This window comes from Pseudoalteromonas sp. AOP7-A1-14 (assembly GCF_052376275.1).
Lineage (GTDB): Bacteria > Pseudomonadota > Gammaproteobacteria > Enterobacterales > Alteromonadaceae > Pseudoalteromonas.
Genome location: NZ_JBQSVO010000063.1, coordinates 1 through 21245 on the forward strand (window position 1 = coordinate 1; position 21245 = coordinate 21245).

Annotated in this window: 19 protein-coding genes, 1 other RNA gene and 1 pseudogene; 16 read left to right on the forward strand and 5 right to left on the reverse strand. The window is 39.3% G+C overall.

All coding sequences use genetic code 11. The annotated features are described in order from the left end of the window. Window positions 1–379: 379 nt before the first annotated feature. The 4 genes from ACT3RM_RS10780 (at window position 380) to ACT3RM_RS10795 (ending at window position 5655) form a co-directional block, all read left to right on the forward strand. On the forward strand, window positions 380–3148 hold the full coding sequence (locus tag ACT3RM_RS10780) for a TonB-dependent receptor (RefSeq protein ID WP_441993529.1): 2769 nt from the start codon (window positions 380–382) through the stop codon (window positions 3146–3148). Window positions 3149–3223: 75 nt separating this feature from the next. Next, complete coding sequence (locus ACT3RM_RS10785; protein ID WP_441836598.1) at window positions 3224–3754, forward strand: metallophosphoesterase family protein; 531 nt, start codon at window positions 3224–3226, stop codon at window positions 3752–3754. Then, window positions 3751–5061, forward strand: a complete 1311-nt coding sequence (locus ACT3RM_RS10790; RefSeq protein WP_441994925.1) for a hypothetical protein — start codon at window positions 3751–3753, stop codon at window positions 5059–5061. The genes ACT3RM_RS10785 and ACT3RM_RS10790 overlap by 4 nt, the downstream gene beginning before the upstream one ends. Window positions 5062–5439: 378 nt before the next feature. After that, window positions 5440–5655 carry a hypothetical protein gene (locus ACT3RM_RS10795; protein ID WP_441836281.1) on the forward strand — a complete coding sequence of 72 codons (216 nt, stop codon included), beginning with the start codon at window positions 5440–5442 and terminating at the stop codon, window positions 5653–5655. 325 nt (window positions 5656–5980) lie between these two features. Here the strand turns inward: ACT3RM_RS10795 and ACT3RM_RS10800 are convergent, their stop codons facing one another. Beyond that, entirely contained in the window at window positions 5981–6349 is a 369-nt protein-coding gene (locus ACT3RM_RS10800; RefSeq protein WP_441836282.1) for a hypothetical protein, read from the reverse strand. Window positions 6350–6783: 434 nt separating this feature from the next. Here ACT3RM_RS10800 and ACT3RM_RS10805 point away from each other — a divergent pair, with 434 nt between their 5' ends. Then, window positions 6784–6993, forward strand: a complete 210-nt coding sequence (locus ACT3RM_RS10805) for a hypothetical protein (protein ID WP_441836284.1) — start codon at window positions 6784–6786, stop codon at window positions 6991–6993. 93 nt (window positions 6994–7086) lie between these two features. Next, entirely contained in the window at window positions 7087–8691 is a 1605-nt protein-coding gene (ggt, locus tag ACT3RM_RS10810) for a gamma-glutamyltransferase (protein WP_441836288.1), read from the forward strand. A gap of 93 nt (window positions 8692–8784) precedes the next feature. On the opposite strand, the gene ACT3RM_RS10815 is transcribed toward ggt, so the two are convergent. Together ACT3RM_RS10815 and ACT3RM_RS10820 are read right to left on the reverse strand one after the other, a co-directional pair. Next, window positions 8785–9987 (reverse strand): aromatic amino acid transport family protein, encoded by a 1203-nt coding sequence (locus tag ACT3RM_RS10815; RefSeq protein ID WP_441836285.1) that lies wholly within the window; start codon window positions 9985–9987, stop codon window positions 8785–8787. Between the two features lie 156 nt (window positions 9988–10143). Further along, window positions 10144–10251: pseudogene (locus ACT3RM_RS10820) on the reverse strand (OmpA family protein); the annotation flags it as partial. Window positions 10252–10511: 260 nt separating this feature from the next. On the opposite strand from ACT3RM_RS10820, the gene rnt reads away from it, so the two are divergent. From rnt to ACT3RM_RS10855, 7 genes are all read left to right on the forward strand, one after another. After that, window positions 10512–11192, forward strand: coding sequence for a ribonuclease T (gene rnt / locus ACT3RM_RS10825; RefSeq protein WP_441836286.1), 681 nt, complete (start codon window positions 10512–10514; stop codon window positions 11190–11192). A gap of 217 nt (window positions 11193–11409) precedes the next feature. Next, window positions 11410–11766: a transfer-messenger RNA gene (gene ssrA, locus ACT3RM_RS10830) on the forward strand. A gap of 185 nt (window positions 11767–11951) precedes the next feature. Continuing rightward, window positions 11952–13187 (forward strand): integrase domain-containing protein, encoded by a 1236-nt coding sequence (locus ACT3RM_RS10835; protein ID WP_441994923.1) that lies wholly within the window; start codon window positions 11952–11954, stop codon window positions 13185–13187. A gap of 17 nt (window positions 13188–13204) precedes the next feature. Beyond that, on the forward strand, window positions 13205–13987 hold the full coding sequence (locus ACT3RM_RS10840; protein WP_441994922.1) for a hypothetical protein: 783 nt from the start codon (window positions 13205–13207) through the stop codon (window positions 13985–13987). Window positions 13988–14098: 111 nt separating this feature from the next. Next, window positions 14099–14383: a helix-turn-helix transcriptional regulator gene (locus tag ACT3RM_RS10845; RefSeq protein ID WP_441994920.1), complete on the forward strand. Its 285-nt coding sequence runs from the start codon at window positions 14099–14101 to the stop codon at window positions 14381–14383. Beyond that, entirely contained in the window at window positions 14373–14876 is a 504-nt protein-coding gene (locus tag ACT3RM_RS10850) for a hypothetical protein (protein WP_441994919.1), read from the forward strand. Before ACT3RM_RS10845 ends, ACT3RM_RS10850 begins: the two co-directional genes overlap by 11 nt. A gap of 362 nt (window positions 14877–15238) precedes the next feature. Then, window positions 15239–15820, forward strand: coding sequence for a YagK/YfjJ domain-containing protein (locus ACT3RM_RS10855; protein ID WP_441994917.1), 582 nt, complete (start codon window positions 15239–15241; stop codon window positions 15818–15820). Window positions 15821–16122: 302 nt separating this feature from the next. On the opposite strand, the gene ACT3RM_RS10860 is transcribed toward ACT3RM_RS10855, so the two are convergent. After that, the gene (locus tag ACT3RM_RS10860) at window positions 16123–16584 is read right to left on the reverse strand and encodes a hypothetical protein (RefSeq protein ID WP_441994915.1); all 462 of its coding nucleotides are present in this window, start codon (window positions 16582–16584) and stop codon (window positions 16123–16125) included. Between the two features lie 219 nt (window positions 16585–16803). Here ACT3RM_RS10860 and ACT3RM_RS10865 point away from each other — a divergent pair, with 219 nt between their 5' ends. Beyond that, window positions 16804–16977, forward strand: a complete 174-nt coding sequence (locus ACT3RM_RS10865) for a terminase small subunit (protein ID WP_441994914.1) — start codon at window positions 16804–16806, stop codon at window positions 16975–16977. A 74-nt stretch (window positions 16978–17051) separates the two neighbouring features. Continuing rightward, on the forward strand, window positions 17052–17216 hold the full coding sequence (locus ACT3RM_RS10870) for a hypothetical protein (RefSeq protein WP_441994913.1): 165 nt from the start codon (window positions 17052–17054) through the stop codon (window positions 17214–17216). A 561-nt stretch (window positions 17217–17777) separates the two neighbouring features. Here ACT3RM_RS10870 and mnmC read toward each other — a convergent pair. Beyond that, window positions 17778–19817, reverse strand: coding sequence for a bifunctional tRNA (5-methylaminomethyl-2-thiouridine)(34)-methyltransferase MnmD/FAD-dependent 5-carboxymethylaminomethyl-2-thiouridine(34) oxidoreductase MnmC (gene mnmC / locus ACT3RM_RS10875; RefSeq protein ID WP_441836619.1), 2040 nt, complete (start codon window positions 19815–19817; stop codon window positions 17778–17780). A gap of 180 nt (window positions 19818–19997) precedes the next feature. On the opposite strand from mnmC, the gene fabB reads away from it, so the two are divergent. Further along, window positions 19998–21212, forward strand: a complete 1215-nt coding sequence (gene fabB / locus ACT3RM_RS10880) for a beta-ketoacyl-ACP synthase I (RefSeq protein ID WP_441836620.1) — start codon at window positions 19998–20000, stop codon at window positions 21210–21212. The last annotated feature ends 33 nt before the right edge of the window (window positions 21213–21245 follow it).

Sequence of the window (21245 nt, forward strand, 5' to 3'; positions counted from 1 at the left end):
GCAGTTTTTGAAATAAGTCATCAGCATCAGCGCCTTCACCGACCCCGCGGAAAAAAAAGCTTTTCAATGTATCTTGGTTGGCAATAAAACATTTTACGAGTGGTTTATTTTGTTGCCTCTGTTCATTTGTTAGTGATGGCGATATCTGTGTTTGCGGCATTGTTTTTATCGTTATCTATAACATTTTGTTTTTTCAATAGACGCTCATTCTAGAGTATAGGTGACACCTTTTTATGATGTTTTGATTACATTTTTATGATGCTGGTGTCGTAAAACCGACACAAAAACTTCATCGAATAAAAACGTCCCCTATTAATTTTAAGCTGCGTCATTAGAAGCGAAATCAATTTAAAGTCGTAATATCTACAACAGGAAGAGCATGATGACTAAGCGAGTTTTTACATTATCACCTTTAGCACTAGCGTTAAGCGTACTGTTCGTCGTACCTGCATATGCACAAGACAATGAAAATAAAGAACAAGCGATGGAGCAAATCGTCGTAACGGGTAGTTACATTAAGAGTTTAGAAAAAGCGATAGATTTAAAACGCGAAAACATAGGTTTTTCAGATTCGATAGTGGCGTCAGATATTGCTGATTTCCCCGAGCAAAATTTAGCTGAAGCACTACAACGTATGCCCGGTGTAACTATTGAGCGCAATAAGGGATTAGGTCAAAAGGTTAATGTACGTAGCTTACCGAGCGAATTTACATTTGTATCAATAAACAACTTAGCAACGGCGTCAGGCAGCGGTGGTCGTGATGTTGAGTTTGATATGTTTGCTTCTGAAATTATTCAAAGTGTTACTGTAAAAAAATCACCCACAGCTGCAGATGAAGAAGGGGGGATTGCAGGCTCTGTAGCAATTACCACCGCGCGACCATTTGATTACGAAGGACGCAAAATGGTTGCCTCCTTTGAAGGTGCTTACAATGAGATCTCTGAACAAACAGATCCTAAGTTTGCATTTTTAGCCAGTGATACGTTTGGTGATTGGGGGGCTCTTGCTTCGATAGCTTACTCAGAGCGAACAAACCGAACTGATAGTAACTCAGGAATAGATTTTCGGCCGCTTTCACGCTGGTTAGAAAAGTCAGGCTCATCACAGTGGCAGGCAGACCAAGCCGCTGATGTACTAGAGCGAGATACGGGAATTACGATTAATGATCGCCTAGACAGCGATGAAACCAGCCGAGTGGTATTTTTAAATAAAGTAGGCGATCGCTCTTACTTAACGGAGCAAGAAAAATGGGGTGCAACGCTTTCATTACAATATAAACCGAGCAGTGAATTTAGTTTAACTTTTGATGGGTTACTAGGTAGTTTTGATGATCATGAAGATGAGTACGATGCTGCTGCCTATGCGGCTTCAAGTGTTAGTTCTTTAGAGCGTGTTAATCAATACGATAGTTCAACCTTGAGTGATTATGGTATTACTGTTTTGACCGATGTTGACTATGCAGCGACTCAGCATGAGTTTTTAAGTAAAGAAAATAGCAGTGATACAGACTACCAACAATTTAGCATTGCTATGGATTGGATCGTTGGCCAGTGGGATATTAATGGCTTATTTGGCTACAGTGGTGCAGATAAATCAATTGAGTCTACAAACTTAAAACACACAGCTTATCGTGCAACACGTTCACGTTATACAAGTACCGGCGCAGAGACTATCCCAAGTGACAGCGCAGATACCTTTGATATGTATAACTCACCTGAAGCTTATTTATTTGATTACAACGAAGTGAATCGTGAGGCTATCTCAGATGATAAATATGCTGCGCAATTAGACTTTACTCGCCAGTTAAATTTAGCGTTTTTCCCTGCATTATCTAAGGTGCAATTTGGTGCGCGATATACTGATAAATCAAAAGAACGTAATTATGGGTCTAATCGTGTGACAGGCCCATCAGCAGGTGATACTTCTTGGGTTGGCACGCGTACCTTAGCTGATAGTGAACTGACTAATATTACAGATCTTGTAAATGGTGGTGAGTATTTATCTGAAGTGCCATCTAAGCAAGGTTGGAGTCAGATTTCAAATAGTTATGCCCGCGATCAACTTAGGTACGAAGGCTTTGGAGTCGACTTTGAAGAAGATCAGTACTATCAAGTAGAAGAGAAAACAACAGCAATTTACGCAATGGCTGACTTTGTTTTTGATATTGGTGATATGCCGGCAACGCTTAATACAGGCGTGCGCTATATTGATACCGATGTAAACTCATCAGGTTATCATCAGGTTCAAAATGATGATGGTTCGACAAACTACACCTCAGAGCCTGTATCAAAAAATGGTCATTACACCGATTTACTGCCAAGTATTAACTTTACCCTTGAGCTTAATGATGACCTAATTCTTCGTACAGCGGCTTCTGAAACACTAATGCGTCCTGCTCTTACTGACATTGCGTATAAGCGTACTGTCAGTTTGAGTGAATTTAAATATCGTGATGGAAACCCCGATCTTCAACCAACTTATGCCGACCAGTGGGAAGTAGGGCTAGAGTGGTATTTAGAAGAAGGGGGGATACTTGCTGTTTCATACTTTGAAAAAGAAATAGAAGGTGTTGTTCGCGAATCTCTCACCGGTGTAGTTGAGGGGGTGACTAAATACAATGATAACGGAACTGTTGATGGTGTATATGACTTTGATGTTTATCAAAAAGTGAATGCTGAGGGGGCGTATGATGTAAGTGGCGTTGAGTTTGTCGCACAAATCCCATTTGTACGCTTTCACAATTTACTAGATGGCTTTGGTATAAACGCAAACTACACGACACTTGATAACTCGTTAACGGGCTCATCTGATTTAGGTATTCCAACACCACCTGAAGGCCTAGCTGATGAAACCTTTAATCTGACTTTCTATTATGAAAATGAGAGTTTTGATGCGCGTATTTCGTATAACTATAAAGACAAGTATGTAGAGTATATTGAGCTTGATATGTACCCAGTTTATCGTGATGCGTATGGCCAAACAGATGTTTCATTAGGCTACAACATCAATAACTCTATGAAAGTAACGCTTGAAGGTATTAATATCACTGACGAAGAAACCAAAGGTTATACACTTGATCCAGCTTTTCCGACTATGTATGAGTTCTCTGGCCGACGTGTATCGCTAGGCTTTCGAGCTATTTTTTAATTACATAACTTTAAGTTGCTGGGAGCAGTATGCTCCCAGCTTTTTCGTTTTTAATGCAATTGCAGGGCATTTTTTATGAAGTTATTTTTATCTTTGATACTTTGCTTCACGACAGCATTACATGCTACTTCACTAAGTAATACTCAGATAGCCTTTGTGCCGGATATTCACTTTCATGATATTTATGGTGACTTTTCAGCTGAAGGGTTCGAAGGCATTGAATTGGGTAAAGGAAATAAGCCTGTGAGTATTCGCAGTATGCAAGCGCAGATTCACTCAACTCGTTTATTTAATGAAAATTACTTTGCACTTATTGCCACACTAGATGATATTGCCGCTAAGGGGGTAAAGCTAGTCGCACTACCGGGGGATTTTACTGATGACGGTCAACCAATACATTTACAGGGCTTAAAAGCTATTCTTGATGATTACGAAAAAAATCATGGCATGCGTTTTTTTGCTATTCCTGGTAATCATGACCCAGTTACACCCTTTAAAAGCCCAGGCGGCAAAGCTGATTTTTTAGGACCTGATGCAAAACATCTTGCTATTTACTCAACCGATCACCCTCGTTGTGAAGCATCTACAAAAAAAGTCATGGGTTGATATGCAGTGATAAAATAGCCCATGCAGGTTATAAAGAAATCGTTGAAATAATGGGAGCATTTGGCTTATTACCAGATAGCCGTGATTTACTGTGGGAAACACCCTTTGGTAAAGCTGGTTCACTGGCTCAACGCCGCTATTCACAATGCGCACAAAATGACAAAGCCAGTTGCAAGCAAGTACCTGATACTAGTTATTTAGTTGAGCCTGTTAAGGGACTTTGGTTGCTTGCTATAGATGCCAATGTATATATCCCGAAACTTAAAAATGGCGCTATGGTTTTTCAAGGCTCAGGTAATGCCGGTTATAACAAGGTACTGACAGAAAAGCCTTTTTTATTAGAATGGATCACAAAAGTGGTTGAACGTGCTAAAAAGCAAAATAAAACATTGGTAGCGTTTAGTCATTTTCCGATGGGAGAATTTTACGATGGGCAAACGCAGTCGATTAAATCGCTATTTGGTGATTCGGGTTTTCAGTTAGCCAGAGAGCCTAGTAGTGATACTCGAAAACTACTCGCCGAAACAGGTTTAAAACTGCATATTGGTGGGCATATGCATATGAACGACACGTCGGTCATCGAGAGTGAACATAATACATTATTTAATATACAAGCACCTTCTATCGCAGCGTATCGCCCTGCTTATAAGTTAGTCACGCTCAATAAACAGTTAGCAAAAGTTGATACGGTCACGATAGATAAAGTGATGCAGTTTAATTTACTGTTTAATGCCTATGAAAAAGAGCACAAATACCTGAAAAGTAATAAGCCTGAGCAAGCATGGGACAAATCCATTTTAGCAGCTAAAAACTATCAGAGTTTCAGTAAAATACATTTACACGAGCTCGCTAAATGGCGCTTTATCCCTCGTGAATGGCCTTCGGACTTTCGTAATAACGTACTTCAAATGTCGCTACTTGAGGTCATCACTTTATTCGATGTTGAGCAAAACTTAGTCTCTACAGCAAAATTGCAAAGCTTGCAGACTAGGACTGTACTGGATTTTATATCTGACTTTTACTTAGTCCGTAATGCTGGCTCATTAGCATTTGTAGATATATCAAAACAAGATCAAAAAACGTATGAAATTATGGCTAAGTTACTTCACTCTGATGGTAACTGTGTTAACAATGCTTCAAACGAAGAAAAAACGACAAAGAATATTTGTCAATTAAAATCCGCTTTAACTCAAGCGTTTAGTTTATATGATAATTTAAGCCATGGTATGGCGGATAGATGTTTGATCATTGATATGTCAGAAAATAAGCCATTAAAAAGCTGTGCGGCAGATACTGTATCGCCATAGCTCAAGTTTTATAATTAATTATTATTTAATGGGGGACTAAGTTAAATGCTTAGGTGTAAAGTTGTTAAGAAGTTAGTGTTGGCTCAGCTGAACAATAATGAATAGCATAACCTTAAGCGCTAAGCTTGATGGAATAATAAAAAATTATCGCATCAGGTTTAATGTAACAGAGCTCGGTACTGGCCGCTGATAAATTGTGTGATTCAAACATCATTTCACTTTTTGTAACTCCAAGTCACGTTGATAATTTGATAGTAGAATAACAGTGCATAATTATTTACGGGAAATAATAAAACATTTATCATTATCTTAATATTGTTATTATTTCCCTCCCTTAATGATGTGTTATAAATATTCCTCAATAAAAGGAACCCTTTTATGAATAAATTATTTTGGTGGAATTTAAATTCCGAAGAAAAAGCAAAACGTTCATTTATCCTTGCCCCGGTTATCGGTGTACTCGCTTTTTTATTTATGTTTTTAGCCAATACAACATTATCGACTTTAAGTATATTGGGAATTTCAATAGCGGCTGTATTTTTAATGGTTGCGCAAGGTTTGTACTATAAACGAAAAGCCGATAAAGAAACATAGTCTCTATAGTTAAATAAACTTTTGATACTTTACTAAAGTGAAAATGGTAGAGCTATTATTTTATCATTTATGGAAGTAAGGCAGTTTTGGTTTTTCTATACAATTTTAGGCGCAAAGCTGTAGTTTCGCTCACGAGGTGACTTTAAGTTAAAAAGGTAATTGTCAGTATGCGCTTTTTGGTAAAGTGACTATTACTAAAAGGTGTTTACTTCTTTTCTACCTCTTCTGCACAATGCTTTAGTTTATTTTTGGCTCTACCTTTCATTGGCCCACATGGGGACAGATGAAAGGTAGTTATACAAAATATTTTAGCCAAAAAGTGTTATTAGTTGTTTTTTTCTTGTTCGCGTTTTTCACGTGCTTCGCGTAACTCATCAGCGAGTTCTTTTGCTTTTTGCTTGGTTTTTTCGCTCAGCTCGCCTGCAGCTTCTTTACTTTCAATCCAGGCATCAACGGCTACTTTTTTACCATCGTCGTACATGTCTAAACCAAGCGCTTTACTTTCATCGAGTAATTCTTGAAACGAGTTGTCACTAAATTCATTGCTCGTATCTTTAACATCATCCCATGCATCGTTGAATGCTTGCTTTACTTCTTCTTTAGCTTCGCCAGTGTCTTTTTTAACTTCGTTTGCGTCTTCACAGCCAGTAAGGGCAACGGCCCCTAATAAAAGTAAACTTACTAATTTATTCATACTTGATCTCTAATGGAGTTATTAAACTAAGTTTAGTATAGGCGATAAAAAATGAATGTACCTAGAACAACACGCCTTTTTTAAGTTAATGGATGAACACGTGGCGTCGTTGTTATTTGATCTCGATAACTATCCCGCTGTTATAAAATATCTTAGTCGAGGTCAGGTGAGCTCTATGAAAATCATTGAAGAAGGTTTTATGCCGCGTATGCAGGCTTATTTGTAACGAACAAAAAGGCTAAGGCATTTGGCAAGTAAATACAGTTGCAGATGATGCTTTTATTGGTTGGGTGCTTATTTGACCGATGGGGTTTTGTGAAGGCTTAAATTCGGGCAATATAGATTGCAGTAATATAGAAATTGGTTGGCGTTTTAACCGTGTCAGTTGAGGTAAAGGTTATGCTAGAGAGGCGGCGATTACGCAGGCTAAAGAAGTGGCTAAACAAAGTGATGTAAAAACACTGAGCGCCACTACACTCAAAGATAATATAGCGCCAATTAAAGTTATGACCAAGTTGGGTATGACATTCATAAATACACCCGTAAAGATGATGAAAGTGAGTCGCTGGCAGTTTTATATCGAACGAGCGTTAACGTATTGTTTGCGGTTTTATGGTATACACCACAACGTATCTATTTATTAGAATAATAAAAGTTAAAGGGGATCGGATATGTATTTAATAATTAAACGTAGCCTATTGCTGGGTATTATTTTAGCTCAGTTGCAAGTGAATGTAATGGCAAAAGCTGATGCATCAGCGCAGTCAGCGGTTGCTATGCCTGATAGCTACAGTAGTGATACTGCGCGAGCAATATTAGAGCAAGGTGGCAACGCAGTTGATGCTGCTATTGCTGCGCAGTTTGTATTAGCAGTCACTTTGCCTGAAGCAGGTAATATTGGTGGTGGTGGTTTCATGTTGATTCAAAAAGACGGTAAAGGTGATTTTATTGACTACCGCGAAACCGCGCCAAGTGCAGCGCATCGCGATATGTATCTTGATAAAAAAGGAGATGTTATTACCAATAAATCGGTCTACGGCATTCATGCCAGTGGCGTACCCGGGAGTGTTGCGGGCATGTGGTTGGCTCATCAAAAACATGGCTCTTTAAAATGGAATACGTTGCTAACCCCAGCGGTAAAATTGGCTGAAAATGGCTTTATTGTGCACCCTAAATTAGCTAGCAGTATTGAGCGTTATATTACTCGTATGGCTAAAAAAGAGGTGAATATTAACTTTGCAGAGCACTTTGCTTTGGCAAAAGCCAATACTGTTTTTAAGCAACCAGAACTAGCTGCGACTCTTAAGCGTATCCGCGAACAAGGTAAAGCTGGGTTTTATGAAGGTAAAACGGCCAAAATTATTGCTGACTTTATGGATGAGCATGGTGGCATAATTACACAAGCAGATTTAAAAGCTTACCAAGCAAAATCACGTACCCCCATTAAAGCTGACTGGAATGGTTATGAAGTTTTAACATCTCCACCGCCAAGTTCAGGTGGTATCGCTATTTTACAGTGGTTAAAAATGTATGAGTTAATTAAACCAAGCGACAAACTTGCAAATAATTCAGTCTCTTATATTCATTTACTAGCTGAAATTGGTAAGCGTGTATTTGCTGACCGAGCTGAGTATTTAGGTGATCCTGATTTTTATGAGGTACCAAAAACAGAGCTGTTAGCTATGGAATACCTTAAGGAGCGTAGCAGTACTATTACACCCGATAAAATTTCGAATACTGAGGACATCAAGCCGGGCCTATATGAAAGTGAGCAAACTACGCATTTTTCAATTGTTGATAAGTGGGGTAATGCAGTTGCTAATACCACAACCATTAATTTAGGTTTTGGCAGTGGGGTGGTAGTAACAGGGGCTGGCTTTTTACTTAATGATGAAATGGATGACTTTAGCGCAAAACCCGGAGTGATGAATGTATTTGGCGCTATAGGCGGTAAAGCCAACGAAATTCAGCCACATAAGCGTATGCTTAGCTCGATGACACCGACTATTTTACTTAAAGATAATAAAGTAAAAATGGTTACCGGCTCTCCTGGTGGCACAACGATTATTAGCTCGGTTTATGAGTCTATTTTAAATGCGGTTGAATTTAATATGAGCGCCGAGAAAACAGTGAATAGCCCACGTTTTCATCATCAATTATGGCCTAAAAATGTGATCCGTTATCATCCAGGGCTTGATAAGCAAGTAATAAACGCGCTTGAAAAAATGGGCTACAGTTTAGATGAAAGGCGATTTGGCGATATGCATGTAATTATTAACAATAATGGCAAGCTTGATGCCGCATCAGAGGCATCGGGGCGAGGTAAAGCGGTGGTGTTTTAGATTTTACCTCTTTACGTAATACAAAATAAAAACGGGGCTTTTAATTAAAAGCCTCGTTTTTTTATTATCTTGTTGTCTCGTTCTATTATGTGTTTAACCAATGGCAGGAATGAGCTCCGCGATTTGCATCCCTTGAGCACTAATAATAAGCACACCACAAAGAGCGGCAAGTGCTAAACCTATATTACCGCCACGTACAGCATAACCTGTTTGATCACCTTGTTTACGCTGCTTATAAACCATGGCAACGGGCAAGAAGATGGCAAGTATCACTAAGGCGATAGCTGCATAACCTAAGGCCACAATAAAGCCTTGTGGATAAAATAGCGCAAACCCAAGAGGGGGAATAAAGGTAATTAAGGCTGTTTTTATACGATCTTTACTACCATCACCTTTTTTTAAAGCATCGGCAAAAAAATCAAATAAACCTAAACTTACTCCTAAAAATGACGTGGCTAAGGCTAAATCGGCAAATAAGTTAACCGCTGTCGCGATTGCTGAGTTATTGGCAATACTGGACATGCTAGAAACAAACCCTAGCAAGTTCGTACTTTTAAGTAATACAGCTTGGCTCATTATACCTTGGATAATTAGTTGCCAAAAAATATAAATAATTAGAGGTAGCGCAGCGCCTGCGAACATGACTTTTCGTAAGGTTTTAATATCAATGCCAACATACTTCACAATAGAAGGAATTGAGCCGTGAAAGCCAAATGAGGTAAACACTACCGGAATAGCCGATAAAATAAGCCCTTGCTCAATAGGCATTTCGAGTAAATGTTGGCTTTGTACATAAGGGGTAAGTATATAAAATAAACTTGCTAGTGCAATTATTTTTATAGTAAACAATACGCGATTTAGCTTATCAACTTTACTTGTGCCAAGGGTGACTACAGTACCTATTACTATTGCAATAATAATGGCACCAATTTGTGGGGCGATATCAATATTAAAGCCGGTATTAATTTTTTCTTGTAGCTGTTCACCACCGCCTGCAATATAAGCTGCACAAAGCGCATAGAACAAAAACATCACCGAAAAGTTCGCAATGTATTGGCCGCGTTTGCCAAGCCATGATTTAGCTAAAGTATTGAGCGTGGCATCACGGTCGGCGTATTGGTGCAACTCCAGCATTAATAGGGCGGTGTAAGTCATCAACATCCATGTCGCTATAATTAGCGCAAGTGCGGTTGAGAAACCGAGCCCCGCTGATACAATGGGTAGCGCTAACATACCTGCGCCGATAGTGGTCCCTGCAACAATTAACATGCTGCCTATAGTTTTATTTTTAAGCACTTTTATGCCCCTAAAAAACGTGCGAGACAAGCAAGATATAACTAGTTGGTGCAAACTTAAATAGTTTTGTTATAAATGAAAGAAATTAATTGCAACTTATTTTTCATAAACTCTATTTAACAAGCATAAATGCAGTGGATGACTACTTAAATATCATTACATTTTGGCTATTTTGATCACTAAACGAGGATTTTTATCACGACCTAAAATATTATCGTTGGTGGCCACATGGCGTTTTTCACCGAAACCTTGTGTTTCAGATTTTATGATTTAACTTACATTCAAGGCGTGAAGTGGTGACCATTTCCCATTGTGAATTATCAGCAGTTGCGGTGTATTGACGCATAGCCGCGGATGAAGCACCTGATAAGCACACGGTGGTTACACAAAGCCAGCTAGTTACTAAAGCAAGAAACTAAGCAAATAGCACGCCTAAATTTAGTTGCTAATTTATCTGCGAAGGCCTAGCACACCCCCCCCCATTTTTGACATAATACACCTTAAATTGGCAAACCAAGAAGACTATGGCAAATACTGAACAAACACTTTTCGCAAAACGCTTTCGAGGCTTTTTTCCTGTGGTTATAGATGTGGAAACAGCAGGGTTCAATAAAGCAACTGATGCGTTGTTAGAAATAGCTGTCTCTATTTTAAAGATGGATGACGACGGTTTGCTGAGTATTGACCAGACCGTGCATTTTCATGTTGAGCCATTTGAAGGCGCTAATATTGAACAAGCGGCGATTGAATTTAATGGTATAGATCCATTTTCACCACTTCGCGGCGCTGTATCAGAAGAAGCAGCGATAAAAGAAATTTGTAAAGTTGTACGTAAAGCACAAAAAGCAGCAGGGTGTCAGCGCTCAGTCGTGGTGGCGCATAATGCTGCTTTTGATCATGGGTTTGTAAATGCTGCGATTGAACGTAATAATATTAAGCGTACGCCGTTTCATCCGTTCGTGAGCTTCGATACCACGTCGCTTGCAGGCCTTGCCCTTGGCCAAACGGTACTTGCAAAGGCATGTCGTGCAGCGGGAATTGAATTTGATAACAAACAAGCTCACTCGGCTCTTTATGATACCGAGCGCACCGCAGAGTTATATTGTTTAATTGTTAATCGCTGGCAACAGCTCGGTGGCTGGCCACTTGCTGAAGAAGCCGAGAACATGGTTAGCGAAGAGGCAGAAACAAAAACGACTGAGTGATCTTTAGTTGCATTTATTTAATCAAATGGGGTAAGTAAATTCGTAAAAGTTACTTACCCCATTTGGCAATTATTAGCTCAACACTTTCATTGTAATAATAAATCGTGTGTTTAATGGCCAATTAAACACAATAATAAAAATAAAACCAATAAGCCCTTGAGTCACCATCCTTTACTCAGTTATACTGCTTGCACGCTCTGAATGAGTTACTAATTCAGGGGCTGATTAGGATTCGACGGAATTCAAGAAGCCCAAGGTGCATGTCGAGGTGCGGTTTGCCTCGTTAAACAGCCGCAACTTAAAGTAATCGCAAACGACGATAACTACTCTCTAGCAGCTTAGGCTGGCTAGCGCTCCTTCCATGTATTCTTGTGGACTGGATTTTGGAGTGTCACCCTAACACCTGATCGCGACGGAAACCCTGGCCGGGGTTGAAGCGTTAAAACTAAGCGGCCTCGCCTTTACTTACCGTGTTTGTCCGGGATTTAAAGGTTAATTAAATGACAATACTAAACATGTAGTACCGACGGTCGAGGCTTTTCGGACGGGGGTTCAAATCCCCCCAGCTCCACCAATAAAGGTTTTTAGATATGTTGCTAAGAACCGTAAAAGACCCGCAACGCTAGTTAATTCGAGCCTTGCGGGTTTTTTTATGCCTATAGTTTAACCATTAGTGACCGTTTAAAACTTGTAACAACCGCGATTTGTTGTAACACTAAACGTAACAACTGGAATATTACATAGGGATCGTTGTTACAAATGGCTATTCACAAACTCAATGCAAAACAGGTCGAAGCAGCTAAACCAGAGGCTAAGGAATATAACCTCACTGATGGTGGCGGCTTAACATTACGGATAAAACCTAGTGGTGGTAAGTTTTGGCTTTATAACTACACAGCACCTATTACTAAAAAACGTAAAAATATGGGGCTTGGCTCATACCCTGATATAAGCCTAGCTAAAGCACGTGAGCGCCATAAAAAATATAAAGCCTTAGTGCTTGAAAACATCGACCCTATCCACCAGCGCCAGCTAGATGAAAAGCAAGCACAAGAAACACACCTACAAACATTTAAAGCCGTTGCTTTAATGTGGTTTGAGAAAAAGAAAACAGAGATAAAACCACAAACAGCCGAAGCTGCGCTAAGCCTTTTAAACAATCATGCCTTTCCTGCGTTTGGTGATGAACCAATAAGCAAATTAAAAGCCTTTCAAGTAATAGAGCTAGTGCGCCCCATAGAGGCAAAGGGCAGCTTAGAGACCGTGAAAAGGCTATGCCAGCGTATTAACGAAGTAATGGTTCATGCAGTTAACTGTGGGCTTATAGAAGCCAACCCATTAGCGAATATAAGACAAGCATTCCAAGCGCCTAAGAAAAGCGCTATGCCGTCTATTGAAGCGGATAGGCTACCAGATTTAATGAGTGCCTTAAATCGTGCCAGTATTAAGCTTACAACGCGTTGTTTAATCGAATGGCAGTTACACACTATGACGCGCCCTAATGAGGCTGCAACAGCTAAATGGCAAGATATAGACTTAAATACGGGTGTGTGGCTTATACCTGCCGAGCAAATGAAAAAGGGCAAAGAGCAACGCATACCCCTTACACCGCAAGCACTCGCTTTACTTGAATTAATGAAACCAATAAGCGCGCACCGTGAATATGTATTTCCCGCAGATAGAGACCCACGCAGCCACGCGAACGTGCAAACAGCTAATGCTGCAATAAAGCGTATGGGGTTTAAAGGCGAGCTAGTGGCGCATGGTTTACGCTCACTTGCTAGTACCACGCTAAACGCTCAAGGGTTTGATCCTGATGTAATAGAGGCTGCATTAGCGCATGTTGATACAAACGAAGTAAGGCGCGCATATAACCGAACAGATTACTTTGAACGCAGAAAAGTAATGATGTGCTGGTGGTCTGAGTGCATTGAAAGTGCAGCACAGGGTAGCAGCTCGCTGGCTGGTAGGCAGACTGTTAGATTAATTGGTTAAATATAGGGATAGGTTAAATGGAAAAAAACACTTTTCGGAGAGGAGGTATTATTAAAAACCTTCAAGACTTCAATTCGTACTTAAACTTAATGGAAAAGTATGCGAACGAGCTAAGGCTTTATCCCACGAAGTTTGAAATGCTAAAAGTTATTAAAGAGGCTAGGTTAATGAGTGTTTACAATGATGATCAGGTCAGTGAGTTTGTAGACACGATTGATTGTTTGAATGATGGTGAAATTCAAAGGAAATTGGAAAACAGTTTAAGTATTGCTGAAAACTTTATTATTGAGGCTCAAGACTATCGCATGAGGATTGAAGAGCAGTATGGTGAACACGAAGCTTTTGGACGATTATATGGAGAACTTTTAGACGTTATTAAAAGCAAGCTAAATTTGATAAGCGACACAGACGAAGCCAAAGCTAAGCTGATAGGTGAATTAAGGCGAGCGGAACGTTTAAAATGTAAAAATGATCTTGAAACTGCATGGGGAAGTTTGTATAGAGTTAGGCTCTGGTTAGATCTATCAAGAGATTATTTTTATGCAATCAATCTTGAAGAGCAGCGAAAAATAAATAGTGGTAAAGGCGGAAAGCAGAAAGGCGCTTCAACTCAGGAAAGAAATAATTATTTTTATGAATTACTTTTAGAGGAAGTAAATAAAAATGGTCTGAGTATTTTAGAGGTACCGCCTTCTTACTTTAGAAGTAAAGCATCACAGGTTTTTCCTGTAGCAGAGCGTTCAATTAACAATTCGATTCAACATGCTAGAGACAAAATTAAGTCAGAACATAGTAAATAAGTAACTATATAGAAAGTTATGGTAAGTAAGTAACTTAAATACCAAGGTCTTCTAGGCTTGTTATTGTATTTTAAAATCTCCTTAAACGTTAAAGCACATAGGAGCTTTTTAATGAACAGTAACTTAAATTTAATCCGTAAATCACAAGTCCAAGAACGCTATTCATGTGGCAAAACTCTTTGCCAGAATAAAATCAATGAGGGTTTGATCCCGCCACCTTTGAAGTTAGGCAGTCGAGGGGTCGCTTTTTACGAAAGTGAAATAAACGCAACGCTTGCAGTCACTATCGCAGGCTACACTGATGAGCAAATTAAACAATTTGTTCGAGACCTAGTAGCAAAGCGTAAAGACCTAATTAAACAGTTCACTCATATGGAGGCGGCAAATGATGATTGATATAAGCAAATTGCCTTCACCATTCACATTAGGAGATTTAGAAAAATTAGCACCAACGGCTTTTGAGGAGTTGGTGAGATTGAATATTAATCAGCGTTCAATTGCGCTCGCTTGGCTTAATGGGCTTTCAACAAGTCCGATAGGTCGAGGGTATGCCGATGTTGAAATTGATAAAGAAGATGCAAAGCATAGCGTCCTAAAAGTTAAGCGCTTTTTTGAGTATCAAAGCAAGCGTGAGTCGGGGCGAAAAGTATCTCACTCAATGACTGAACAGCAGCGGTTAGATTTTTTTAATAACCGAGAATTACAGCGAGAAAAGGTAAAGCGTAGAGTTAAAGAGGAAAGAGATATTAGGGCAGAAAAGAGCCTTATTAGAATTCTTGAGCAACTTGGTATTGAGCAAGTGAAAACCATTATTGTGAGCGAGCATTTAAAAGTTACTGGTGCAGCTAATGATGATGTCTTTGATATAGAAGAGCCGATGAAGGGTTGACTAAATCGGCTAACCTAGGAGGTTTTCAAAGCTGGTGGTTTGTGTGGAAGCTTGCCCCAGCTTTTTAAATCATACGTTAAATACTTGCCTATATCTACCAGTCTGTTCTCAAAACAATGTTAGTAACTGCTCCGCTATTAAGCCTTTATTGGTAAATAGTTTAAGAGATAACATAAAGAGTGCGGTCTTTAACGATTGAGATTAGTAGGTTTAGTACATGCAGTTATTGGCACTAATTAGCTGTGTGACCCACCATTTAAAAGGGTTTATCTAATGATTTTGAGTCAGTTTTTTATCGGTTATTTATATTATCTATGTCTTTTTAGCCTTACCCTTAGAGTTTACCTAGCACTGCGGGGTGGATGGTGAATTATCAATATGTAAGTCATTCACCTGTTATAGAACATGATGGAAATTTATGGCAAGTGAACTCACAGCCGTCTGGTATTTATACTGCTCAAATGAGAAGCATACTTAGCCAGTTAGAAGCAGTCTTATCGCATTGCAGTCAAGTTATGGTGCTTCGTTTTGATATTAGACTTCCATACCGAACGCATGACAATAGTTTTATTCTGTCGGTGCTTGATGAGTTGAAAAAATATATCAAGGCAAATTATCTGATGCCTAACTACGGCTATCATTGGGCGCGAGAGCAAGAAAAGGTAAAAAAGCAGCACTATCATGTGGCGTTAATGCTAGACGCGAACGTAATACGCCACCCGAGTAAGTTAAACAATTTTATAATGAGTCTATCTGAAACGTTGAACGTCCGCCCATGGATACCAGAAAACTGTTTTTATCGTTTTAAACGAAATGAGCTAGATATAAAACAGGGGGCTATCTCGCGACTATCTTACCTAGCCAAAGCGCGTGGAAAGGGTGTTAAACCATCACAACAAAAAAATCATGGCAGTAGTAGGGTTAAACATAAAAACGCCCCTTAGCCCGATTCGAGGAATTTTATAACGGGTTTTCGGAAGTCATGACGCAGGGAGCAACTTCCCGACTATATAAAGAAGTGAGCGTTCAACATTGAGGACAGCGCCTGTTACAATACTACAGTAAATCTATTCAATGTAAGGCAGGGCTATGAAGTGCAAACTAACACTTAAATTAGACGCTTTTGTAAAGGCTTTATCTAAGTTTGTATAACAAGCAGTCGCATTAGTAAAAACCGTTGTAATTGAAGGAATAGAAAAGCCTAGTGATGATGTGTATCTAATATGGGTATTTTAGATGGGTGGATTTATTTAAAAATAAAGTATAAAAAACCTAAAATAAAAATCCCCGAAAGCACCCAGCTAAAAAGTAAAGACTTTGTTTTGCTGTCTAGTTCTTTTTCAGAACCAATGTGTGAAAATTGATCAGGGTTATGACCAGTTGCTTTAAGGTGCGTAATTGCATGTTCCATTTTCTTTTCTAATGATAGGGGGTTGAATGATTGCACCTCTATTTGGATATAGGTTTTGTCTTTTAAAAATATTAAAAATTTGTTTTCGTACCATTGTACTTTTTTATAATTTTCATTATTTTCAGCATCTTCAACAGTTGATATACCTTTAATAAAATCTTGCTCTATATCTTGTTCATTCAAAAATGGAAGAGCGAAATTCAATTTGTCTTCATCGTTTTTAAATTCTACAGATTCTTCAGGTGTCACAGGTATAAATTGGTTATCATTAAGAATTATAGCGAAGTGATTTGTCATAAATTTAATCCTTTAATTTTATATTTTGTTTAAAGAGATTATATTGAACTAACTCAAAAGTAAATATACATAGTGCTTACAATTGTATTCATCGTTTATTAACTAAACTACGTAAAGGTAAGTAAGAGTTTCCTGACAATATAAATAATTGAGCATTCAACATTGATAACAGCGCCTGTTACAATACTACAGTAAATCTATTCAATGTAAGGCAGGGCTATGACGGGCAAGTTATCACTCAAACAAGACGCTTTTGTTAAGGCTTATTTGCTCAATGGCGGCAACGCTACAAAGGCGGCTTTAAGTGCGGGTTATAGTGAAAAAACAGCTAAAGTTATCGGCTCTGAAAACCTGTCAAAACCCAACATTTTAAAAGCCATCAAAGCACATTAAAAAATGACTGATGAAGCCTTTATTATGTCAAAACTAGACAAGCTAAAGACACTAGAAAAAATAATTGATGAGTCATGAGGGTTGATGAAGAAAAAGGCATCTTAAACGCTACAGCAGCGATAGCGGCAATTAAAACCCACAACGAGATGCAAGGCGATAACGCGCCTACTAAGGCAACCAGTGAGATCAAAGTATTTCAATCTCTAGGGGAACGCCTAACAAATGGCAGTAAAAGATAAGGTTTTAAATATTGGTAATCCTACCAAAACAGATTAAGAGCTAACCGACCTTTTTTAGAGTCCATAAAAGAAACGTAATAAGTAACCTTCCTGTCGATGCAACTTCCTAGCACTGCGAAAAATTCGGACACTTAGCTGATAATACAAACTTGGACAGCCTAAAAGTGTATTCAATCTGAGAGTACCAAAGCTTTTAAAGTGATATTCATTCATTGTCGAGGTGTAAGCTTTTAAAGTATGCAACAACACAATGCTAGTAGATTTGATTCAACTGCAAAGTGAGAGGCTGAACCGACACAAAAGCAAAGTGTAACAACAACTGTAACAATTAACCTTTATCCTGTTTTGTGTATTTATATTAATCAGTCACTTACATTTTTAATTAAGACTCCCCCAGCTCCACCAATAAAGGTTTTTGAATTCGTTGATTTAAAAACCCTAAAAAACCCGCCAATTTGAGAAATCAAATTGGCGGGTTTTTTTATGGATAAAATTTACTCTTGATTTTAAACTGATGGATAAAATTATGATGATATAAAGAAGGATTGCTTGATCATTACTCTAAATCTTATTCCGTATTAAGTCTCGCACAATAAACCTGGCAGGGTGAATGGCTTGGCTTACGCGTTCGCTTAGTGGGCGAGGTTCATCGTTTAAGTTTGCGATTAAGTGTTCTGCGGCCAGTGGGGCGCTACAAAAACCGCGAGCGCCGAAGCCGGTTAATATATGTAAACCTTGTTGTGGTTTGTCTAAAGGCTGATATTGATAGCGCTTACCTAAACGTAAATTGGCAAAGGCGTTGGTGTAGTCTGCTTGTTCGGCCCATTCGCCTGCCATGGGGAGGTGATCAATAAAGCTACAGCGTATGGCAGCTTTTGCTGAGGTTACTTTATCCAAAGTATTGGCAAAAGATGCGTCAGCATAAAAATCAAGTAGTTGCTGGTGGTTCGTTTGGTTATCTTGCTCACTTATAACACGGCTTTTGGTGTTTTTTTCAAACGTTGCGCCCATGCAGTGGTGATGGTTATACATTGGCGTAAAGTAGCCTTTATGGCAAAGCACGGTTTTTAGTTTTTGTGATTCGTTACTTGTTTTTATATGTGAAACTTGCCCGCGTACACTGACAATGGGCAAGCTAGCCGTTTGGTTAAATTGCTCGCTGTACTCACCAGCGCAAATAATTACATCGCTAAATGGACCAAAGGTTTTTTGCTTGGTTTTTAACAGCCAGCCGTCTGGAGTCTTTTCTAACGTTTGTATAGCGCAGCTTAAATGCGAAGTGATTGGCGTCTGTGCTTTAGTGGCACAAAACTCTGCTGCTTTAAATAAAGCACTCACAAGCCCAGGAGGATTTACCCAGCCACCTTTTGGAAAGTAAACGCCAGCATAACCTGTTTTAACACCGGCAATAGCATCGCCTTGCTCTGCGCTTACGTTATGCATAAGTGATTCTGGCCAAAGTGATTTCTCGGCTAAGTTTTGGTGTTTATCAGCTAAACCTTGCTTTACTGCATGCTGTAAAACGCCGCACCAGTCGTGGTCAAAATTAAACCCTTGTGACAATAGATGCTGATAAAGCCTTTTTGCGTATAAAAAGCTATGGGCAAAAAACTCACTGTGTGGCGAGTTTTTCGCTTGTAAATGTGGGTAAACTGCACCTTGTACATTATGTGATGCACCCATAGCAAGCTCGCTGTCTTGGCAAAACAAACTACTGGGAATACGACGCTTGGCAAGGCTATATAATACCGCGCTACTGGCAATGCCGCCGCCAATGACTGCGACATTACTAAGCTTAGCTTGTTGATGTGCAAAGTAAGTAGGGGCTGACTGTTTGGTATTTGCCTGTTCTAATAACCCTGTAAGCATTTCACGTTTTTGACCAAACCCTTTTACTTTATTGACAGTAAAGCCGGCTTCAATGAGCCCACGCCTTACAAAGCCCGCAGCAGTAAAAGTGGCGAATGTGGCGTGTGCGCGGGAAATATCGACCATTTTTACAAATAGTGATTGTTGCCACATGTCAGGATTCTTACTGGGTGCAAAACCATCAAGGTACCAAGCATCAACTATACCAGCCTCAGGATAGCTCATGGTATTGATTGAGTCTTGCACATCACCAAAATATAAGTCGAGTACAACTTGTCCATTGGCAAATTCAAGGCGGTGGCAACCCGCTAAATTAATAGGGTACTTCGCAAGTAGCTGCTCATTAAATATTTTTAAGCTTGGCCACGCTTTAAGCGCTTGAGCTAAATCGTTTAGTTTTATAGGGTATTTCTCAAAGGAAATGAAATGTAAGCGATTAACACCAAGGTTGGGTTGATTTTGAACTTTATTCTCGCCATGCTGCCTATTAGATATTAGGTTAGCAAATTGCTGCCAAGTATTTAAAAAATTAAGTCCTGTGCCAAAGCCAGTTTCTGCAATCACAAAGTGTGTTCGGTCATGGTTTTGTAATCGTTGAGCTATATTATTTTGCTGATAAAAAACATAATTTGATTCGCTAAGGCCATTGTCATTAGAAAAATACACATCGTCAAAGGTGTCAGCAACAGGTGTACCAAGGTGGTTAAAGTGAATGTCGGCGTTTTTTATCATGTATTAACTTAAAATTTAGGAACTTTTTTTTATTATTTTACGTGTTTTCTTTGAAATAGTCTGGCGTTATTTATAAGCTAGGTGTTCAGAGTACAAGTGTACGCTAGAAAGCTGACCACTTCGTTGTAAGTTTCAGCGTAAAATAGAACACAATTTAGTATCAAGCTAAGGTAATTACCCATGAGAAGAGCCGTTATTACGGGCGTTGGTGTTGTTTCAAGCATCGGCAACAACAAAGATGAAGTATTAGAATCGTTAAAAACAGGTAAGAGCGGTATCGCTTTTAACCAAGAATTTGCAGATTACAAGTTACGCAGTAACGTATCTGGAAAAATTGATATTGACGTAAAAGAGTTTGTTGACCGCAAAGCAATGCGCTTTATGGGCGATGCAGCCGCCTATTCATATATTTCAATGGCACAAGCAATAGAAGATGCAGGTTTAACTGAAGAGCAAGTATCAAATGAACGCACAGGTTTACTTGTTGGTTCTGGTGGTGGTTCGTCTAAATGGCAAGTTGAAGCCGCGGATATTTTACGTGAAAAAGGCGTAAAACGTGTTGGTCCATATATGGTACCGCGTACCATGGCAAGTACGACTTCTGCATGCTTAGCAACGCCTTTCAAAATTAAAGGCGTTAACTATTCAATTAGTTCTGCATGTGCAACTTCAGCGCATTGTATTGGCCATGCGGTTGAGCAAATTCAACTAGGTAAGCAAGATGTCGTTTTTGCCGGTGGCGGTGAAGAACTGCACTGGACGCTAGCAATGGAATTTGACGCAATGGGCGCACTTTCTACTAAATACAACGAAACACCTGAAAAAGCATCACGTACATATGATGCTAAGCGTGACGGTTTTGTTATTTCTGGCGGTGGCGGGATTGTTGTAGTTGAAGAGCTTGAGCATGCACTAGCTCGTGGCGCGCATATTTATGCTGAAATCACTGGCTATGGCGCAACATCTGATGGCTACGATATGGTTGCACCATCAGGCGAAGGTGCTGCACGTTGTATGCGCCAAGCAATGCAAGGCCTTGACGGCGATATTGATTACTTAAATACCCATGGCACTTCAACACCGGTTGGTGATGTGAAAGAGCTAGGCGCAATTCAAGATGTATTTGGCGGTAACTCACCAATGATAAGCGCAACGAAAGCTATGACTGGCCATGCACTAGGTGCAGCTGGCGTTCATGAAGCTATTTTTTCACTGTTAATGCTTGAGCATGGTTTTGTAGCACCTTCAATCAATATTGATGAATTAGACGAGCAAGCTGAGGGCTTAAATATTGTGACTGAGCGTCAAGATGTTGAACTAAACACAGTAATGTCTAATAGCTTTGGCTTTGGTGGCACTAATGCCACGTTAGTAATGAGTAAATATAAAGACTAATTGAAAGTCTGAACATATAAAAGCCGAGCATAT

Excerpts from the sequence above, each read along its gene's own strand:
- ACT3RM_RS10780 (WP_441993529.1), top strand. The coding sequence starts at position 380 with ATGATGACTAAGCGAGTTTTTACATTATCACCTTTAGCACTAGCGTTA.
- ACT3RM_RS10785 (WP_441836598.1), top strand. The coding sequence starts at position 3,224 with ATGAAGTTATTTTTATCTTTGATACTTTGCTTCACGACAGCATTACAT.
- ACT3RM_RS10795 (WP_441836281.1), top strand. The coding sequence starts at position 5,440 with ATGAATAAATTATTTTGGTGGAATTTAAATTCCGAAGAAAAAGCAAAA.
- ACT3RM_RS10800 (WP_441836282.1), bottom strand. The coding sequence starts at position 6,349 with ATGAATAAATTAGTAAGTTTACTTTTATTAGGGGCCGTTGCCCTTACT.
- ggt (WP_441836288.1), top strand. The coding sequence starts at position 7,087 with ATGGCAAAAGCTGATGCATCAGCGCAGTCAGCGGTTGCTATGCCTGAT.
- rnt (WP_441836286.1), top strand. The coding sequence starts at position 10,512 with ATGGCAAATACTGAACAAACACTTTTCGCAAAACGCTTTCGAGGCTTT.
- ACT3RM_RS10835 (WP_441994923.1), top strand. The coding sequence starts at position 11,952 with ATGGCTATTCACAAACTCAATGCAAAACAGGTCGAAGCAGCTAAACCA.
- ACT3RM_RS10840 (WP_441994922.1), top strand. The coding sequence starts at position 13,205 with ATGGAAAAAAACACTTTTCGGAGAGGAGGTATTATTAAAAACCTTCAA.
- ACT3RM_RS10845 (WP_441994920.1), top strand. The coding sequence starts at position 14,099 with ATGAACAGTAACTTAAATTTAATCCGTAAATCACAAGTCCAAGAACGC.
- ACT3RM_RS10850 (WP_441994919.1), top strand. The coding sequence starts at position 14,373 with ATGATGATTGATATAAGCAAATTGCCTTCACCATTCACATTAGGAGAT.
- ACT3RM_RS10855 (WP_441994917.1), top strand. The coding sequence starts at position 15,239 with ATGGTGAATTATCAATATGTAAGTCATTCACCTGTTATAGAACATGAT.
- ACT3RM_RS10860 (WP_441994915.1), bottom strand. The coding sequence starts at position 16,584 with ATGACAAATCACTTCGCTATAATTCTTAATGATAACCAATTTATACCT.
- ACT3RM_RS10865 (WP_441994914.1), top strand. The coding sequence starts at position 16,804 with ATGACGGGCAAGTTATCACTCAAACAAGACGCTTTTGTTAAGGCTTAT.
- ACT3RM_RS10870 (WP_441994913.1), top strand. The coding sequence starts at position 17,052 with ATGAGGGTTGATGAAGAAAAAGGCATCTTAAACGCTACAGCAGCGATA.
- mnmC (WP_441836619.1), bottom strand. The coding sequence starts at position 19,817 with ATGATAAAAAACGCCGACATTCACTTTAACCACCTTGGTACACCTGTT.
- fabB (WP_441836620.1), top strand. The coding sequence starts at position 19,998 with ATGAGAAGAGCCGTTATTACGGGCGTTGGTGTTGTTTCAAGCATCGGC.